14 protein-coding genes are annotated in these 18,793 nt (G+C 33.7%); 11 read left to right on the top strand and 3 right to left on the bottom strand.

The window, feature by feature from the left end; genetic code table 11:
* Positions 1 to 102: 102 nt before the first annotated feature.
* The 4 genes from FC45_RS01335 to FC45_RS01350 all read left to right on the top strand — a co-directional run bounded on the left by FC45_RS01335 (position 103) and on the right by FC45_RS01350 (position 3,848).
* Positions 103 to 1,188, top strand: a complete 1,086-nt coding sequence (locus FC45_RS01335; protein WP_006585562.1) for a D-alanine--D-alanine ligase family protein — start codon at positions 103 to 105, stop codon at positions 1,186 to 1,188.
* A gap of 11 nt (positions 1,189 to 1,199) precedes the next feature.
* Positions 1,200 to 1,919: a hypothetical protein gene (locus tag FC45_RS01340; RefSeq protein WP_006585563.1), complete on the top strand. Its 720-nt coding sequence runs from the start codon at positions 1,200 to 1,202 to the stop codon at positions 1,917 to 1,919.
* 74 nt (positions 1,920 to 1,993) lie between these two features.
* Complete coding sequence (locus tag FC45_RS01345) at positions 1,994 to 3,094, top strand: YibE/F family protein (RefSeq protein ID WP_006585564.1); 1,101 nt, start codon at positions 1,994 to 1,996, stop codon at positions 3,092 to 3,094.
* A gap of 1 nt (position 3,095) precedes the next feature.
* Positions 3,096 to 3,848: a YibE/F family protein gene (locus FC45_RS01350; RefSeq protein ID WP_057706320.1), complete on the top strand. Its 753-nt coding sequence runs from the start codon at positions 3,096 to 3,098 to the stop codon at positions 3,846 to 3,848.
* A gap of 50 nt (positions 3,849 to 3,898) precedes the next feature.
* Here the strand turns inward: FC45_RS01350 and FC45_RS01355 are convergent, their stop codons facing one another.
* A complete protein-coding gene (locus FC45_RS01355) occupies positions 3,899 to 6,877 on the bottom strand; it encodes a TIM-barrel domain-containing protein (protein WP_006587747.1) in 2,979 nt (992 codons plus the stop codon).
* A 144-nt stretch (positions 6,878 to 7,021) separates the two neighbouring features.
* Between FC45_RS01355 and nagA the strand changes: the two genes are divergently transcribed.
* The 4 genes from nagA (at position 7,022) to FC45_RS01375 (ending at position 12,679) form a co-directional block, all read left to right on the top strand.
* Positions 7,022 to 8,182: an N-acetylglucosamine-6-phosphate deacetylase gene (gene nagA / locus FC45_RS01360; protein ID WP_006585567.1), complete on the top strand. Its 1,161-nt coding sequence runs from the start codon at positions 7,022 to 7,024 to the stop codon at positions 8,180 to 8,182.
* Positions 8,182 to 9,015 (top strand): PRD domain-containing protein, encoded by an 834-nt coding sequence (locus tag FC45_RS01365; protein ID WP_006585568.1) that lies wholly within the window; start codon positions 8,182 to 8,184, stop codon positions 9,013 to 9,015. Before nagA ends, FC45_RS01365 begins: the two co-directional genes overlap by 1 nt.
* 198 nt (positions 9,016 to 9,213) lie before the next feature.
* Complete coding sequence (locus FC45_RS01370) at positions 9,214 to 11,181, top strand: beta-glucoside-specific PTS transporter subunit IIABC (RefSeq protein WP_034535661.1); 1,968 nt, start codon at positions 9,214 to 9,216, stop codon at positions 11,179 to 11,181.
* 10 nt (positions 11,182 to 11,191) lie between these two features.
* Positions 11,192 to 12,679, top strand: coding sequence for a glycoside hydrolase family 1 protein (locus FC45_RS01375; RefSeq protein ID WP_006587749.1), 1,488 nt, complete (start codon positions 11,192 to 11,194; stop codon positions 12,677 to 12,679).
* 512 nt (positions 12,680 to 13,191) lie between these two features.
* Here FC45_RS01375 and FC45_RS01380 read toward each other — a convergent pair.
* Together FC45_RS01380 and FC45_RS01385 are read right to left on the bottom strand one after the other, a co-directional pair.
* The gene (locus tag FC45_RS01380; protein ID WP_006587750.1) at positions 13,192 to 14,049 is read right to left on the bottom strand and encodes an AraC family transcriptional regulator; all 858 of its coding nucleotides are present in this window, start codon (positions 14,047 to 14,049) and stop codon (positions 13,192 to 13,194) included.
* Between the two features lie 35 nt (positions 14,050 to 14,084).
* Positions 14,085 to 14,969: an alpha/beta hydrolase gene (locus FC45_RS01385; RefSeq protein WP_006587751.1), complete on the bottom strand. Its 885-nt coding sequence runs from the start codon at positions 14,967 to 14,969 to the stop codon at positions 14,085 to 14,087.
* 202 nt (positions 14,970 to 15,171) lie between these two features.
* Between FC45_RS01385 and FC45_RS01390 the strand changes: the two genes are divergently transcribed.
* From FC45_RS01390 to FC45_RS01400, 3 genes are all read left to right on the top strand, one after another.
* Positions 15,172 to 16,371 carry an MFS transporter gene (locus FC45_RS01390; RefSeq protein ID WP_006585571.1) on the top strand — a complete coding sequence of 400 codons (1,200 nt, stop codon included), beginning with the start codon at positions 15,172 to 15,174 and terminating at the stop codon, positions 16,369 to 16,371.
* A gap of 25 nt (positions 16,372 to 16,396) precedes the next feature.
* Positions 16,397 to 17,308 carry an ROK family protein gene (locus FC45_RS01395; protein WP_006585572.1) on the top strand — a complete coding sequence of 304 codons (912 nt, stop codon included), beginning with the start codon at positions 16,397 to 16,399 and terminating at the stop codon, positions 17,306 to 17,308.
* A 255-nt stretch (positions 17,309 to 17,563) separates the two neighbouring features.
* A complete protein-coding gene (locus FC45_RS01400; RefSeq protein ID WP_006587752.1) occupies positions 17,564 to 18,784 on the top strand; it encodes an MFS transporter in 1,221 nt (406 codons plus the stop codon).
* The last annotated feature ends 9 nt before the right edge of the window (positions 18,785 to 18,793 follow it).

An 18,793-nucleotide genomic window follows, 5' to 3' on the forward strand; every position in this document is an offset into this window, starting at 1 on the left:
TAGTTTTTTTCCTAATAAATACGCCAATCATGCTGTAAATGCGTATAATTAAAGATTGAACGATATAAGGAGATAAAAAACGAACAATTAAAGGAGAAAAAAATGACAGATAAAACCAGAGTTGGCTTAATCTTTGGTGGTAACTCCTCAGAATATGAGGTCTCCATTGTTTCTGGCCACAATATTTACAACGCAATTGATAAAGAAAAGTATGACGTATACCCAATTTGGTTGACTAAGGATAACTATTTTGCAAGTTTAGAAGATTCCAAAAAAGTTTGGGACGACCCTACTTATACTATTAAAAACCCACATAAATTAGCTAATGTTTCCAACTTTGAACAATTGGCTAATTTACCTGAAATGGATGTTTACTTCCCAATTGTTCACGGAAATATTGGTGAAGATGGTGTTATCCAAGGATTCTTTAGAATGCTTGATAAGCCATTTGTTGGGGATGATGTACTAGCAGCAGCTGTTACAATGGATAAGGAATTTACTAAGATTTTAGCTCAAAGAGCCGGTGTACCTGTTGCTGATTGGGTGGCAATCAAGCGTTTTGAATACAATGATAAAAATAATTCTAAGCTTGATTATAAATATGTTTCTGAAAAGTTAGGAACTGACTTGTTTGTTAAGCCTTCTAACCAAGGCTCAAGTGTCGGAATTACTCATGTTAAATCAGAATCAGATTATTTGCCAGCTCTTGCAGAAGCTTTTAAGTATGATGATAAAGTTTTAGTAGAAGAAGCAATTACTGGTACTGAAGTTGAAACTGCTGTTTTAGGTAATGATGATATTATCGTTTCTGGTGTTGGTCAAATTATTAATGCTAAGGGATCATTCTATAGTTATAAAAATAAATATGATGATTCTTCAACAACTACTTTGCAAATTCCAGCAGATTTACCAGCAGAAATCGTTGAAAAAGTTCGCTCAAATGCAGAAAAGATTTATCGTGCAACTGAATGTAGTGGAATGGCTAGAATTGATTCTATGTTAAGAACTAGTGATCATGAAGTTATTTTCAATGAATTGAATGCACTTCCAGGTTTCACTAACATTAGTATGTATCCTAAATTATTTGAAGAAGCTGGTATTAAATATACCGATCTCATTTCTCGCTTGATTGAATTGGCAGTTGAACGCCATAACCACAAAAAAACTTTGCTTCATAAGCCTGAATAGGGGAATAATTGATGAGTCTGAATGAAAAAGAATTAGTAAATCCAAGTACTGCAGCAGCTGAACTTAAAATTAGTGTGGCAACTTTGAGAAAGTATTCTTTAATTGTTGAAAAAACAACTGGGGATTCAGAATATTATGCTCGTACTAGTCAACGTGCAAGATTGTATTCTGCTCAAAATATTGCCGATCTTAAAGCTTTTCATAAGTTAGCTAAGCAAAGTGGGTTAACGTTGAGTGATGCTGCCCAACAAATATTTGCAGTGAGTGACAAAAAAGTTGAGGATCAAAAAAAAGCTGATAAAAAAATAGAAGAACAAGCTAATGCCTTAATGGATTCTAAGCAAGTAGTTAAGCTATTATCAGCTTTGCAACAAACTATTGCCAATCAAAATCAAGCAATTGCTGATTTACAAAAGCAGGTTGCTGAAGTGCAAAAACAAAATGCTGCATTGATTGATAGTCAAAAGCAGTTAGCTGCTCCACAAGCAACTGAAGATTTGCCAGAGATGGATGAAGATTTCTTTGATGAAGAAATTGAAGAAAAGACACCTGAACAAAAGCGAAGCGAAGTTACAGAAGATATGTCAAAAAGTGAAGATGAAGTACGTGGTGCGATTTTAAAGAAGGCTCAAGAAAACGCCGCAAAGCGTGCTAAAGAAAATGTTCATCGAACTTTAGCAGATATGCAACTTCCTAAGAAAAAGCACTGGTGGGAAAGATTTCTTGGTTAAGAAATGAATAAGAAGATGACCTATTTTTAGGTCATCTTTTTTTAGTAGGTAAAATAATAACAGGAAGGAAGAACATGATGTGGAAAAAGCAACTAACTAAGAAAAATTTATTCACACTTTTTGTCTTGTTTTTGGGTTTAATAATAACTAGCTGGATTTATTTTAAGCCCTCTTCTTATGCGGATACAGCAATTATTGTAAATAAGAACTTAAATGATCGAGTAACCGAAAAGACTGAAGATGAATATAAAAATTATGATGAAAAACGAGTACAAACTTTAAAGTTAAAGGTGATTTCTGGTAAACATCAAGGAAAAATTTACACAGTAAAAAATCATTATGTAAAATCACAATTAGAAACCCAAGCTTATCGGTCTGGAGAAAGGGTATTAGTTTCCTTCAATAAAGGACAAATTAGTTTGTTAAGTCCAAAAAGAGATTGGATTTTAGCTTTGGCCGCGACGATTGTTTTAACGCTTCTTTTAGTAATTGCCGGAAAAAATACTTTTTGGCTAGTGCTATCTTTAGTTTTAAGTTGGATTATATTTTATTTCATTATAAAATTTGATATTCAAGAAAATGGAACAGAGATATTTGCAATTTATGGATTGGGAGTCATTGTTTTTGCTTTTGTGTCTTTGTTAATTGTGCAGGGGCTAAATAAAAAGATGCTGGCAACTTATTTTGCAACATTAGTTGGGGTCTTTGTTTCATTTGGAATATGCTATTTAATAATGAAATTAACTGGTGAAGCAGGGATGAAATATGAAACTGTAGACTATGCTACGCAATCACCACGTTCGCTGTTTTTAGCCCAAGCATTATTGGGGGTGTTAGGTGCCGTTATGGATGAAGCAACAGATATAGTTTCTAGTCTATATGAATTAACACAACATAAAAAAGATTTAACAGTTAAGCAATTGTTATTAAGTGGTAGAACCATGGGTCAAGAAATTATGGGACCACTTATTAATGTTTTAGTTTTAATTTTTATTGCTGAAGCTTTGCCGATGACTATTTTATATTTACGTGATAATAATACCTTGGCTTTTAGTTTTGAGTTCACCTTATCACTTGGCGCTATTCAAAGTTTAATGAGTGCAATTGGAATATGTTTGACAGTTATTTTTGCTAGTTTAACAAGTTTAGTATTTTTAAAGAAAAGAGGGGACTAAGATGACTACTTTAACAGCTTTGGTTTTGCTCTTATTTGTTTTAATGGTACTAATTGGTGGAAAAACAGGATTTAACAGCTTTTTGAGTGTGATGGTTAATGGGATTCTGCTTGTTTTAGTGGCTTTATTAATTTCATGGGGAATTAATATATTTGTATTAACCTTAATTTTTATTCCTTTAAAATTAGCAGCGATTATTTTCTTAGGAACACATGATATGATAGTTGCCAAGAATTCCTTTTATGCCGCTATTTTGGTTGCAACGGTAACAATTTTAGTTATTATTTGTTTGCAATATCTTGCACAAGCAGCAGGCTTTGGTGATGAAGCAGGTGAAGAGCTAGTTGGTCTTTCACCATATCCTGGCTTAAGTTATCCAGCGATTGCTATTACGGTTGCCATTTTTAGTACATTAGGTGCAATAAGTGAAGCAAGTGTAGCAATGAGTAGTGGTATTTTGGAATTAAAAAAGCATAATCCAGGGGTTACACGTAATCAACTTGAAAAAAGTGGTGCTAATATTGGAAAAGATGTTTTAGGTACTAGTGTAAATACTATTTTGTTTGGATTATTTGGTAGCTTTTTGCCATTATTTATTTGGTATATGCGTTTAAATTATCCATTGGGCAAGATTTTAAATGATAAGCTGTTTGTTAACGAAGTTTTGATAATGGCTTATTCAATTATTGGGGTAGCATTAACTATACCTTTAACAAGTTATTTGTTAGCAAAAAAAGTTAGTAAAAAAGCATAAGCAAGGTGAAGAAAGTAAATCACGCAAGCTTATGCTTTTTTATATTAAAATTATTTTTTAGGTTTGAAGAAATAGAACTGTTTAGCAGCTACTAAACCATCACTAGATTCAGTAATATGCATTTGAATAGCTTTGGCTTTGACATCTCGTAAACCAACGACTTTGTTTTTAGGATCATTTGGCCAATTAATTTCATCACGATAAGGTTCAAAATGAATGCCATCTTTTGAAATAGCTAAACTAGCCTTGATAATTCGTCCAACTTGATCGACAGTTCTTGGCAAATAGACCATTCTTGATAACTCTTCTTCTTGAGTAAAGTTAAAAGTTAAAGTTAAACCCTCATTCGTCAACTTATTAGCGGTTCTCCATTCACTAGCAGGAAGCATGTCAGTAGCTAATGCGACATCATGACCTTCTTGACTGAGCATTGAGGAATGCATTTTAACGTTTTTAACCGCAAATTTATATTGACTAGGTTTGGTTCTGCCACCGAAGTAATCAGACCATTCAGAAACCTTATTATGTGATAAGTAACGTAACCGCATCTTATATAAAGTTTCAGACTTCAAGTTATTAAAGGTAAAGCTCTTGCCACTAATCCCATCATAAATTAAGTCGTTTACTTCGATTTGAACTTGGGCATCATTGGGCCAAATTGCAGTTAAGCTGTGAGCTGTTGTTTTATCTGGGTTAATTGATGGCTTCCCTGGAGCACGCAAAGCTGAGTCGATGATAGCATGAGCTTCATTAGCTTTAACATAGTGGAAATTATCAATAAAGATATCGATTTTGGTATCAGTAATGTCCCGTTTTGCTAATTTGATTTGTAAAGCAGTTTGGCGTTGCTTAGTAAAATCACTAAAAGCTGGTGCAGCAATAAAGTTAGTATTAAAGTAATATCCTTCTTTGGTAGTTAAAAAGGCATTGAAGGAGCCTGATTCATTAAGACGAACGGGTTCGTCATTTATCTTGAGGCTAACATTTCCAGGATAATGATCAATTAGAATATTTAAATAAGTTGCTTGATCTTTGGCAACTCCATCACAAAGATTTTCAATAGGTTCAAAGGATAGGTGTAAACGATCATCATTTAAGTTAGAAGTAATAGTGGTTGTGTATGTTTCATCACTATTTAAGTTATTATCATTTAAAATTTTGGCAGTCTTTTTACCTTGAGGATAGATAGTAAAAATTCGATTACCTTGACTCAAAATTGCTCCTGAACGAACAAAAACAGGAAGGTGCCAAATTGGAAATGATAGATTATTGTATACTCTACCACCTGCATATTTCTTACCGGTAAATAGATCAATCCAAATAGTGCGATGATCAGGTAAGTATAAGCGATCCTTAATTGCATATCCTTTTTCGTCTTCACGTCCGTCAGTAATTGGTGCAATTAACAAATCTTCTCCTAACATGAACTCATTAGCCCATTCATCAGAATAATTTGTCTTTTCATGAGGAAATTCCATGAAAAGTGGACGTATAATCAAGTCACCATTTTGAGCTTTTTTAATTAAAGTATATAAGTATGAACTAAATTGCTTTCTCAAAGCTAGATAGGCGCGGTTAATTTTTGAAATTTTATTGTTGTATACAAATGGAAGTTTAGGAGTAGGTCCTTGTCCATCCATGCTGAATAACAATGGTGTGAAACTCTTCCATTCAAAATCACGTACACTAACCGTTGCGTTTCCTCCGCCACGAAGCCCATCTACTGCACATCCACTAATAGCTTGTCCAGAAAGAGATAAACCAAGTAAACTAGCGATTTGATTCTTTAATGTATCCCATTCGCCTCCATCTTCTCCAAATGCTAAGGCACTAGTGTGGAAACTTTTGGCATTACCATTATTAGTTAAAACAAGTGGTCTTTGCTGTTTTAAACTATTAGCTAAAGCAGAATATGTTTTAGCCTCGTTTTGTTTATTAGTATAAGCGAGTTGGGTATTAGCTAATAAAGTTTCAACATGGGCAGTTCCTGGCATAACGCCTTGACTTAAGGCATATTCATTAAAGCTTTGTAATTCATCAAGGTTAGCTGGTTTTTGTGAGCCAAAATCTGGAATGAAGTAACTAAGTGGAAATTTCATTTTATGATAGCGATCAATCATTGCTCTAGCTGAAAAGATTGCACTTTCTTCTCCATTTAAAGACGCTTTAGCAGCAACATTTTCAGGGCTAGTGGCTTTTTCATAATAATCACCATCTTCAAATTTAGTAGCAGTTCGATTAGTATTATCGCTTTTCTTCCAAGTAAAATCTAAAAAGTTACCGAGATAACCTAGTCCTAAAGCGTATTTAGGTAGATTAAATGGTTTGCCTGTTAATTGGTAGAGCTTTTGTAAGATAGATTGAGGAGAGTTGCCAATTAAATAAAATGTATCGAATTCTTCACAATTATGACTCAATAAACAATTACTTGAATTCTTAGAGCCAAAATCATAAGTTCCATTTGAATTAGTGTTGCGTAACTCTCCAAAACCGGCATTTGACCAGAAAAATGGAATTGGGTTAATAACACCACCATTTCCGGCAACTTTTAAATCTTTAATTTGAATTTTTTTACCTTTATGACTGAAGTGTCCACCTTGAAGGCCTCCGCCATAATAGTATTCATTTTGATTTTGCTTTAAAAATTCGATACTTGCACCATCACCAATTTCTAATGGACTAGTTTGACTTAGACGATTGCGGTGGACTTGTTCATCAAAAATTGTTAAAGTTGCTGGCTTTTGGCCAAAGACTAACTTTATTGAGCCAGTTTGAATAATGAAGGCTTCACTAGTTGCTTTAGCACTACTTTTTTGATGATAAGAATTGTCAAATGATGACAAATTTAAATCCAAGGCATTGGCTTGAAAAGCGCCTTTAGGATCAAGATAAAAACGAAAAATACTATCTGACAAGATATATAAGCGAGCTGTTTCGCCACTTGAATAATGTAATTCATAAAAATTTTCTGCTTTTTGCGCACCAACTAAAGCACCTAGTTGATGACGACCTTGTATAGTTTGTGCCATATCTACCACCTAAATATTTGTTTAATTATTTACATTATAACGAAAAATCATGAAAATTTTTCGCTATTTAGTTGACTTTAAAGATATTTATCGTCACGATATGAATAGTAACGATAGCGCTTTTATGAAAGAAGAGATAAATTTATGACCTATTATATTCATGCGGCAAAGTTTTTCCTAAAAAATAGAACAGAATTTGGTGGATATTTAGAAGTAACTGATGAAGGAAAATTTGGTTTTTATTATCCAGAAAATGAGAAGCCTAATGGGAAAATAAAAGAATATCCTGGTAAGGCAGTTGCACCAGGATATGTTGATACACACATTCATGGCTTACTTAATGAAGATGTAATGAAAAGCAATTGGCAAGGTATTAACAAAATTTCAGAAGGCTTGCTTGCGGCTGGGGTAACTTCATGGTTACCAACGACAATTACTGCAAGTAATGATACTTTGACTAATATTTGCAAAATGTTTGCAGAACATAGAGGTCAAGAAAGGGGAGCTAAAATTCAAGGACTTCATTTTGAAGGCCCATTCTTTACACCTGAACATGGTGGAGCTGAAAATCCTAAATATATGGTTGATCCAGATATTAAGCTTTTCGATGGTTGGCGTAAGGCTAGTGATAATATGCTAATCAAAATATCAATGGCTCCAGAGCGTGAAGGAAGCTGTGAATTTATTAGAGAAGCAGTAAAAGAAGGGGTAACAGTCTCTTTAGGACATTCAAGTAGTAACTTCGAAGATGCTAATAACGCAGTTAATGCTGGAGCTAGCATGTTTACCCATACTTATAATGGTATGAATTACTTGTCGCAACATACACCTAATATTATTGGAGCAGCCTTTTCTAGTCGCTTAACTGATTGTGAATTAATTGCTGATGGGCATCACGTAGAAATTCCCGCATTGAGAGCTTTAATTCAAGCTAAGGGATACGAACATATTTGCTTGATTACTGATTGTATGCAGGCAGGGATGATGCCAGATGGCAATTATATGCTAGGTGAATTACCAGTTTATGTAAAAGATGGTATGGCTCGTTTGGTTAATGGCAATAATTTAGCTGGAAGTATTTTACTCTTAAAAGATGCTGTTAAAAACTTAGTCGATTGGGATATTGTTAGTCGAGAAGATGCAGTAATGATGGCTAGTTACGTTCCAGCTAAGAGTAGTAAAATTTTAGATAGATGTGGCGTTATTGCACCTGATCGAGCAGCTGACTTTTTGATTTTGAATAATGATATGACCTTAGTAGAAACTTACTTAGATGGGGTCTCAAGATATAAGGTAGAAAAATAATGATTTTTGAAAAGAGTTATAACAATAGTGCTGCTTTGGTTAAGGATGAAGCTGGAGTAGAGTGGATTGTTATTGGAAAAGGCATTGGTTTTGGTAAAAAAGCCGGCGATGTAATTGAAGAAGAAAAAATAGAACGTCGTTTTAAAAATACCGATCAAGATACCACTTTAAAAACAGTTACTAGTTTAAGTTCATTAGCTCTCAGCTTAACTAATAAAATGGTTGAGCTTTCTCAAAGAGAACTTGGAATTAAGTTTGATAATTATGCTTATACTTCATTGGCCGACCATGTTGACTTTATGTTAACGAGAAGTAAGGAAAATTTGGTTTTAGATAATCAAATGATGCAATGGGAAGTAATTAAGCTCTATCCTAAAGAAGTAGCAGTTGCTAAAGAGTTAGTAACAATGGTTGAAAAAGAAGCAAAAGTAACTCTACCAGATAGCGAAGTCGTTTTTTTGACTTATCATTTGGTTAATGTTGGCTTTGATAAAGAAACAGTTCAAGAAACGATGGAACTTAGTAAGTTATTAGATGGGATATTGCGTATCGTTAGTTTAGAAACAGGAAAAAAGTTAGATCGTACCTCGTTTAATTACAGTAGATTTGTAACTCATTTGCGTGCTTTACTTATTCAGATTATCAAAAAGCAAGAACGCAAAAATGATGGCCTAGATCCTATTTTTGGTCAATTGATGAAACAAAAATATCCTGAAACTAGCAAAGTAGTAACAAAGATTGCTTATTTTATTAAAGAAAAGACTGGTTATCAGTTGAGTGAAGATGATGAAGTTTATCTTATTTTACACGTGTGGAGAGTAAGCAATCGATAATTTATATTTTTGTATTGACAGCGCTTACAAATGATAGTAATATAAAACCATAAAGTTAATATTTAACAAGTAATCACTAAGGTGTGTTATTAGTTAAGCTAAGCATTAACCCGAGAGATTATGTCTATACTAACCAGATTCTTCTGGAGTATTTTGGCATGATGTCTCGGGTTTTTATATTGTTAAGAGGTGTAAATGATGGCCTACGAAGACCTAAGCAAAAAGATTATCGCTGGAGTTGGCGGTAAAGATAATGTAGTCAGTGTAGTTCACTGTACAACACGTTTACGTTTTAAGTTAAAAGATGAAAAGAAAGCCCATGATGATGAGCTTAAAAATACCGATGGTATTGTAACTGTTGTTAAATCAGCAGGACAGTATCAAGTAGTTATTGGTAATGAAGTTGCTGACGTTTACGATACTTTAATCAAAGTCGGTGGCTTTAGCGACGGTGGTCAAGTTGCTGATGATTACGTTGATAAGAGCAACATGTCAATTGCTGATAAGTTTATTGATATCGTTTCAGGTATCTTTACTCCATTTTTAGGCGCTTTAGCTAGTGCCGGAATGATTAAAGGACTTGTTGCTGCTTGTGCATCTCTTGGAATTTTGTCTAAAGCTTCAGGTGCTTACCAAATTCTTTATGCAATTGGGGATTCAATTTTTTATTTCTTACCAATTATGATTGCTGTTAATGCTGCTAAAAAGTTTAAAGTTGAACTTTTTACGGCTATGGGAATTGCTGCGGCAATGCTTTATCCAGCAATTGTTGCAATTAGTTCAAGTAAGACAACTTTAATGACAATCTTTAAAGGAACTTTCTTACAATCTGATGTTCATACTACTTTCTTTGGTATTCCAGTTATTATGATGAATTATTCATCAACTGTTATTCCAATTATCTTAGCTGTATGGTTTGCAGGATATGTTCAAAAATGGGTCAAGAGTTGGGTTCCAGCAGTTGTTAGAACATTTTTAGTACCTTTCTTTACCTTGCTAATAGTAGTTCCTATAACTTTTATAGTTATTGGACCTGTTGCTACTTGGCTTGGTGACTTACTTGCTGCTGTTACTAATGGAGCTTATAACTTAAGTCCTATTCTTGCTGCAATTTTGATGGGGGCTTTCTGGCAAGTATTTGTTATCTTTGGTGTACACTGGGGATTTGTCGCAGTCTTCTTTGCAAACCTTGCAGCATATGGTTTTGATAAGCTGTTAGTATTATCTTCTGCTGCTTCATTTGCTCAAATTGGGGTAGTATTAGCCATTCTTTTGCAAACTAAAAACGAAAAGACTAAAGGTCTTGCATTTCCTGCCTTTCTTTCAGGTATTTTTGGTGTTACTGAACCTGCAATTTATGGTGTTACTCTTCCAAGAAAGAAGCCTTTCATTATTTCATGTATTGCTTCTGCTTTAGCAACTATTATTATTGCTTTAGGTAATGTAAAACTTTACATGATGGGTGGTATGGGAATCTTCTTATACCCTGCAGCCATCAACCCTAAGACTGGGATTGATAAGAGCTTTTACTTCTTAATTGCCGCTACAATTGTTGCCTTTATTTTAGGATTTGTTTTACAAATGCTCTTTGGTAAAGATGCTGTCGATGCACAAGATCAAGAACATATTGCTAATGATGTTCAAGTTGCCGCAAATGAAGCTAAAGAAATTAAAAAGAATGCGGCTGTTGTAAAGCCAAGTGTTGATTACAATAAACCAACTACTTTAGTTAGCCCATTAAACGGTGAATTAATTCCATTATCTGAAGTTAAGGATGAAGTCTTTTCAACTAAGGCTATGGGAGATGGTGCAGCTATTAGACCAAGTGAAGGTGTCTTACGTGCTCCTGCTAATGGTCATGTAGTATTAGTTTTTCCAACTGGACACGCAATAGGAATGCATACAGATGATGGTGCAGAAGTATTGATGCATATTGGTATGGATACTGTTAACTTGAATGGTAAAGGCTTTGAAACTTTAGTAAAAAAAGATCAAGTTGTTAAAGCTGGTGATCCATTAGTTAAGTTTGATATTGAAGCAATTAAAAAGGCTGGCTATGATGTGACAACACCAATTGTGATTACTAATACAAAGAACTATCATAAAGTTAGCTTAGCTAAACAAGGATTAGTTCACGTTGGTGATAATGTATTAGACCTTGATTAGGAGGAAAAATATGAATACAAAGACAAGTTTTCCAAAAGATTTTTTGTGGGGCGGCGCAACGGCTGCTAACCAACTTGAAGGTGGCTATGATGAAGGCGGAAAAGGGTTATCAGTAACTGACATTACAACCGCTGGTAGTTTAGAAAAACCTAGAATGCTAACTTATATGCTTAATGGTAAAGCAGGAGAAACACCAGCAATGCCTGGTGCAGGGCTACCAAAAGGTGCAAAAGGTGCGATTCTACCAGATGAATATTATCCTAACCATGTAGCAATTGACTTTTATCACCATTACAAAGAAGATATTAAGTTATTTGCTGAAATGGGATTTAAGACCTTCAGAATGTCTATTGCTTGGACAAGAATCTTCCCTAAGGGAGACGAAAAAGAACCTAATCAAGCAGGTCTTGATTTTTATCGCAAGGTATTTGAAGAATTAAAGAAATATAATATTGAACCTTTAGTTACTATTTCACACTATGAAGATCCATTATATTTAAGTGAAAAATATAATGACTGGCAAGATCGGGCTATGATTGATGAATATGTTAAGTATGCTAAGGTATTGTTCAATGAATACAAGGGATTAGTTAAGTACTGGCTAACATTTAATGAAATTAACTGTAGTTTGTTAATGCTTAATTTGTTTGGTCAAAAGACAAATGATGATGCTGTATATCAACACGCTTATCAAAAGTTGCATTATCAATTTGTAGCGAGTGCACGCGCAGTTAAAGCTGCTCACGAAATTGATTCTAATTATGTTGTCGGAAACATGATTTGTGGTATTGTAAATTATCCATTAACCCCGGATCCTAAGGATATTTTAGCTAACCGTTATGCTTGGGAACAAAATATCTTCTACTGTGGGGATGTTCAAGCCTTGGGTGAATATCCAAGCTATTCTAAGCGCTTGTGGAATGAACACAATGTTCATTTGGATATTACAGACCAAGATTTAGCAGATCTTAAAGCTGGAAAAGTTGATATGTACACTTTCTCTTACTACATGTCTAATGTAATTACCACGCATGAATCTAAGGATAAAGTTGGAGGTAATTTTGCTGCAGGAGCTAAGAACCCATATTTGAAGTATTCAGAATGGGGCTGGGCAACTGATCCTGTGGGCTTAGAATATTACCTTGAAGTAATGAACGATCGTTATCATTTACCACAAATGGTTGTTGAAAATGGTTTGGGTGCAGTTGATAAATTGACTGAAGATAATGAAGTTCACGATGATTATCGAATTGACTATTTGAAGCAACATATCAAAGCAATGAAAGCAGCAATTAATAATGGTGTAGACTTAATTGGCTATACGACTTGGGGCTGCATTGACCTTGTAAGTGCCGGCACAGGTCAAATGAGTAAACGTTATGGCTTTATTTATGTTGATAGGGATGACGAAGGTAACGGGAGTTTGAAGCGTTACAAGAAGGATTCATTCTATTGGTATAAGAAAGTTATTGCCTCAAACGGTGAAGATTTGGGCTAGAAAAATAAAATATCCGTATGAAGAAACAGATTGCAATTAGTAATTTGCTTCTTTTTTTACTTTAATTTAATAAATGAATAAAAACGGCAACCTATTCGGTTACCCTTTCTTTTGCTAAAATATTTTAGGAATTTACATTTCCACTCCAAGAGCCTCGGAGAAAAAATAAAAAAGAGCAATCAAAAATGATTACTCTTCTCTTGCTCAACAAATTAGTCTTGATTATCTTCTAAAAACTTTTTGAAGAGCTTTTTCAGGTACTTTGGAGGTACCACAATAACAAAAATAATAAATTAACGTGTAAGAAGAATTGAAAGGGAAATCAATTCGTCGACGACGTTTTGCGGGTGGTTCGTTAGAACCGCCTTTTTTGTTGCCTACACTTATATAACGATTAGAGCCTAATAAATAGTGCTAATTAATTTTGCAAATAAAAAGACAGCTGGTAACCTCAACTGTCTTTTTTGCTTCTGATTTGATATTTAATTGTACAACAACTTATGCCATTTTTATTATCTATTTTTTTCTCTTTTACGAATCTCTTTTGCATCTTCGTGGTAAAATTCATGCAAGGCTCGATTCATAGAACGAATTCCGCTAAAGCCATTATCAATGGCAATTTTGGTTAATGTTGCATTACTTGAAAGTAAATCTTTTCGAGCTGAAATAGCTCTACGATACCGAATATATTCTGCAACAGTCATTGCCATATTCTTTTTGAAAAATCTTGCAAGATATTCTCGTGAAATATGACATTCGTTGGCAATTATTTCTAAAGATAAGTCCTGCTTTAGGTTAGTAGTTATATATTCGACAATTTCTTGAAGTCTTTGAGTAATTACTTCTTTTTTAGCAGGGAGCTGTTTTCTTTTTTGAATAAAATTATTCAGTAAAATATCCAAAATTTCTAGTGAAATAATTGATAATTGGATGTTTCGATCTTTTGAATTTTCCTGAACAGTAGCTATAAACTTAATTAATTTGCTTTTAAGATCCAGATAAGCAACTTTTTGAGACTTGGTAAATTTATCAGGATGATTAATTTCAATTCGATAATTGTTAATCTGAGGAAATAGTCCTTCAATGTATGAGTACGGGTAAATGATGGAAAGGGCTAAATCTTTTTGCTTAACACGAGTTTTAATTGAATGAATTTCCTGAGTATTAACTACTAAAATCCTACCTGACTTTGAAGCAAAGTGTTCATCACCAATTCGAAAATCATCAATTAATCCGCGTTCTAGATAGCTTAATTCAATTCCACGATGCCAATGAACGGGAATATAAGCATTCCAAGATTGATTATTTTCAAAAATATGGTACCAAATTGCTAGTTGATCAACCGGCTTAACAAATTCATGTTCGTACATAGGTTTTGCAGTCCTCCATTAGAACTGAGATAAACCTATTTTACAATATATCGCTTGAAAAAATCGGTTTCATCTTTGTTACATTGTTGTCCGACTTCATCACGAACATTGCAGTGGAAGACATGTTGCTTAGGGTTATCAGGAGTGCCATAAATATGCAATTCATGTTCAATCCCTTTAGCGCGTAAAAATCCATCCAAACGGACCGCATTATCATGTAAGAAGTCTTCATTAGCTGTCATGATAAATAGTGGTGGTAATTTTTTAGTTAAATATTGTTCAGTATTTAAAAGTTCCTTTTTATCTTTAATTGCATCTGGTGCAAAGTAGGCAGCTACAGCACCTTGAGTTTGTCCTTTATCAAGCATAAAGTAGGCACCACAATTTAAAGCAGCTGCATTAAATTTAAAGTTTAAAGGTTTGTAACCAAATAATTTGCGAAAATCATCATTAGTGGCAATAGCTAAATATTGTTCAGTCATTTGGCCACCAGCACTATCTCCCAGTAAGAAGATATTCTTTAGATCTAAGTGATATTTCTCACCATTGTGTTCAACCCATTCCATTAACATTTGAACATCATCTAAGATTCCAGGAAAGACAACATCAGGTCCTAAATGATAATTGAAGTTTACAAAGCCAAAGCCCATTTTCGCAAGTGACATACCATAGAATTGATAAGTTTCTTTAGTTCCATATACCCAGCCACCACCATGAATACTAATGATAGTAGGAACTTTTCCCGTTCTATTTTTAGGTAAATAAATATCTAATAAATTCCATTTTTTGTCAGGACCATAACTTAAATTATCAATTCGCTCGACTTCTGGAATGTTAGTAGGTAATCCGGCATCACGAGCATCGTCTCCTTTTTTAAAAAGAGCACGTAATTCTTCTGTAGAAGTTGGTAAATCTGCCATAATTAATTCCTCCTTACATATAATTCAGTTCCAGTGTACAGCTTATAAAATAAAAAGAGTGACTACTTAATGACAAAAAACTGGCGATTTGTAGCCAAAATAAAAAGAGTCAATAGACGCCATATTTTAGATAACCAGCAACATTGTATGCGCTTACTCATGGCGGTATGCTAATTAATGAAATTTATAGGAGGGCTGTACAATGAAATATAATAAAAATAGTCTAATTTTCAAAATAGCGTTATTGTCTATTTCAACGTTGTTGATGATAGCACCAGCAGTATCGTCAGCACTGCCACTACTTTATCCAGCATTTAGCGGAGTAAGTAAGGCTAGTGTTGAAGGGTTAGTTACTTTACCTAATATTGGGATTATTTTTGGCTTGATCTTGAGTCCTATTTTGATTAAATTTTTAGGGCAGAAGAAAACAGTTCTATCTGGATTAGTATTGGCATTAATTAGTGGCACTTTTCCAATGTATGCAAGTAACTTTATGATGATTGCAATTTCTAGACTTTTATTAGGAGTGGGAATTGGATTATTTAATTCATTGGCAGTGTCATTGATTCCCCAATTCTATAATGATGATGAAGAAGAAACGGCTTCAATGTTAGGTTTTCAAAATGTAATGGGAGCCTTAGGGACAGCTCTTGCTTCATTTGTTTTAAGCTGGTTAGTTACCATTAACTGGCATATGGCATTTGGTATTTATTTGTTAATTATTCCAGTCTTCATTTTATTTGCACTATTTATTCCTAATGATAAGGCTAATAAGACGATAACTAAAAAAGCTGCACCAAAGAATAGAGAAAAAATCAACTCAAAATTAGTTGTGATTTGGACCGTCTTTTTCATTCTATTTATTTTTTATATGCCAATTTCTTACAAGTTGCCTCTCTTGGTAACTTCTGAAAAATTAGGTAGTATGAGTCAATATGCTGCATTAACCGGGATTACCGGGTTATGTGGAATACCTCTTGGAGCAAGCTTTGGGATGTTCTTTAAAAAGCTACATGATAAGATTTTCCCACTTGGATTTTTGATAACTGCACTTGGATTTTTATTATTTGGTTTTGCAACCAACTTAGTTATGATTTTTGCTGGAAATATCGTTCTTGGTTTCGGGGCAGCTTTAGCTATCCCATACTTGTATAATTGGATTTCTTGGGCAGCACCACATGGCTCAGTTAACTTAGCTACAACGATTGCTTTAGTTTTGATTAATATTGCTTGTTCTATTTCACCATATATTCTTAATTCCTTATCTGGTTTGTTAGGTAATTCAACTCCAAGATTTGCAATGTTTATTTGTGCAGCTGCTTTTATACTTTTAACAGTTTATGGATTAGGGCATTATTTGCGAGTACATAGGGTTAATATTAAAGCAAAGCAACAACTTTAAATTTAAATAGAAAAGAGCCAATAAAATGACACAATATTTAGCTTTTGATATAGGTGGTACTAATTTAAAATATGCTCTCTTAAATAATGCTGGTAAGATTATTGAACATGATAAAGTTCCTACACCAGCAGATGATTTAGCAGCTTTCTTGAAAGAAATTTATAAGATTGCAGATCATTATCAAGGTCAATTTGAAGGAATTGCTTTTAGTGTACCGGGTAAGGTTGATACTAAGACTAATACTGTTTATTTTGGTGGCTCGCTACCCTATTTAGATGGTGTAAATTTTCAACGTCTTGTTGGTGATAAATATCTTGTCCCCGTTGGTGTAGAAAACGATGGTAAAGCTGCGGCATTGGCTGAGCTTTGGCTTGGCGAGTTAAAGGGAATTAATAATGGTGCTGCAATTGTTTTAGGAACTGGTATTGGTGGCGGAATCATCTTAGATGGGAAAATTTGGAGAGGAAGTCATTTTCAAGCAGGTGAACTTAGCTTTATGCAGACTGAAGGAGATAAGTCAGGTTTTGACCGCTTTGGTTGTACTTACGGTTCTGCTGTAAAAATGATTGAAAGTGTTAATAAGTTAATTGGAAATTCCGACTTAAAAGATGGGTACGCAGCTTTTGATGCTATTAATAAAGGTAATGCTGAAGCACAAAAAATTTTAGAGCGAGAATGTAAAGAAGTTGCCACAATTATTTTTAATATTCAATCGGTAGTTGATTTAGATAAATTTGTAATTGGTGGAGGTATTAGTGCTCAACCCAAGGTTGTAGAAACTATCAATAAGCAATATGACTTGATTACTAATGAAGTTCCATTTATTGCGAAAATGTTAACACGGCCAAAGATTGTAAGGGCTAAGTTTATGAATGAAGCCAATATTTATGGAGCTTTGTATGCTTTGCTATTGAAATTAAATGGCGAGGAAGAATAAAGATTAATAGTTAGATATTAAAAAAACTGGAAATTCTAGCTTTTATAGCAGATGATTTCTAGTTTTTTTATTGAATGAATTGACTATAACAAATATATTATTAGCTAATAACTATAAATAGATTTTTCCCATGTGAATAATAGAATAAATCTATTAAAATTGACAGCATTTCTTATTTTAAAGCGCTTACTAAAAGGATATCCTAGCTATTGTAATAAATGTTAAATATTTCACATTTTATATTGGAGAAAAGTTATGAAGCCAAATAAAAATTATTTATCTACTACAATAGCAATTTATTTATCGTTTCTTTTATTAGGAATTAATATGTCGATTTCAGCTCAATATAAGACAGAATTAGCTCATGCATGGGGAGCTGGTAATAATATTTCTGTTGTGTTAACTGTTTCTTCAGCCGTGGGAATAGGAAGTTTAATTGCTAGTTTATTCACAGGGATTATTTCTGATAAATTTGGACGAAGAACTTCAGCAATAATAGGTTCTTTTGGATGGGTTATTTTTGCTTTTGGAACTGCATATGCTCCTAATGCTGTTTTTGCGTATATTATTGGTATTATTACTGGTATTGCAATGTCATTTAGCAATTCAGCATTAACACCAGCAATGATGGAAGCATATCCAGATTCCAGATCTCTGGTAACTTTACTTACTAAATTTTTTGTTAGTTTTGGTCAATTTATTTTACCATTTATAATTATTTTCTTGTCTGCAGAAAAAGTCCCATTTACTTATGTATTTAATTTTATAGGAATCGCATATTTAATTATAGGAATTATTTGCTTTTTAGTTCCGTTTCCAGATAGTCGAATTTCAAATCAAGAAAAGCCGGTAACTAAAGGGGCAGTTAGGAATGGAAACGTAAAAATTTCTTTAGAAGCTGTTGCTTTATGCCTAATTGGTTTTACGTCTACTGCTGTTTTTATGTTATGGACACAAACTAATCAAGAATTAGGAAAAGCATACGGTTTAACTAATCCTGCTCTACTTCAGTCTGTTTATGCGGTTTGCTCATTAATATCAGTATTGCTTACCAGTTTTATTATTAAAAATAAAGGTATTAAAGAATCAACAATTTTAACTATATATCCAGTAATTTCAGCACTTGCCTTGGTTTTAGCTTACTTGATAAATAGCCCAATTGTATTATTTATCGTTTCCGGATTTATAGGCTTTTTTGCGGCAGGAGGGTTATTGCAATTAGCAATCTCTCTTATGGCAGGATTATATCCTCAAGCTAAAGCCACAGCAACTTCTACATTGTTTATTGCAAATGGGATTTCAAATTGGGGAGTAATTCAAGTTGCGGCAATTATAACAACTAGTTTTGGAACTGCAGCACCGCGTTTAATATTGATTTTTAATATTTTACTTTGCATATTTGGTGCAATATTGGGCTTAATAGTAAAGCAAAATGAAATTAAACAAGCTATAAATGAAAAGTTAGCTTTAAAGTAACTAGGAGTA

The organism is Lactobacillus jensenii DSM 20557 (assembly GCF_001436455.1).
Lineage (GTDB): Bacteria > Bacillota > Bacilli > Lactobacillales > Lactobacillaceae > Lactobacillus > Lactobacillus jensenii.

Coding starts and splice junctions, on each gene's coding strand:
- FC45_RS01335 (WP_006585562.1), top strand. CDS start 103: ATGACAGATAAAACCAGAGTTGGCTTAATCTTTGGTGGTAACTCCTCA.
- FC45_RS01340 (WP_006585563.1), top strand. CDS start 1,200: ATGAGTCTGAATGAAAAAGAATTAGTAAATCCAAGTACTGCAGCAGCT.
- FC45_RS01345 (WP_006585564.1), top strand. CDS start 1,994: ATGATGTGGAAAAAGCAACTAACTAAGAAAAATTTATTCACACTTTTT.
- FC45_RS01350 (WP_057706320.1), top strand. CDS start 3,096: ATGACTACTTTAACAGCTTTGGTTTTGCTCTTATTTGTTTTAATGGTA.
- FC45_RS01355 (WP_006587747.1), bottom strand. CDS start 6,877: ATGGCACAAACTATACAAGGTCGTCATCAACTAGGTGCTTTAGTTGGT.
- nagA (WP_006585567.1), top strand. CDS start 7,022: ATGACCTATTATATTCATGCGGCAAAGTTTTTCCTAAAAAATAGAACA.
- FC45_RS01365 (WP_006585568.1), top strand. CDS start 8,182: ATGATTTTTGAAAAGAGTTATAACAATAGTGCTGCTTTGGTTAAGGAT.
- FC45_RS01370 (WP_034535661.1), top strand. CDS start 9,214: ATGGCCTACGAAGACCTAAGCAAAAAGATTATCGCTGGAGTTGGCGGT.
- FC45_RS01375 (WP_006587749.1), top strand. CDS start 11,192: ATGAATACAAAGACAAGTTTTCCAAAAGATTTTTTGTGGGGCGGCGCA.
- FC45_RS01380 (WP_006587750.1), bottom strand. CDS start 14,049: ATGTACGAACATGAATTTGTTAAGCCGGTTGATCAACTAGCAATTTGG.
- FC45_RS01385 (WP_006587751.1), bottom strand. CDS start 14,969: ATGGCAGATTTACCAACTTCTACAGAAGAATTACGTGCTCTTTTTAAA.
- FC45_RS01390 (WP_006585571.1), top strand. CDS start 15,172: ATGAAATATAATAAAAATAGTCTAATTTTCAAAATAGCGTTATTGTCT.
- FC45_RS01395 (WP_006585572.1), top strand. CDS start 16,397: ATGACACAATATTTAGCTTTTGATATAGGTGGTACTAATTTAAAATAT.
- FC45_RS01400 (WP_006587752.1), top strand. CDS start 17,564: ATGAAGCCAAATAAAAATTATTTATCTACTACAATAGCAATTTATTTA.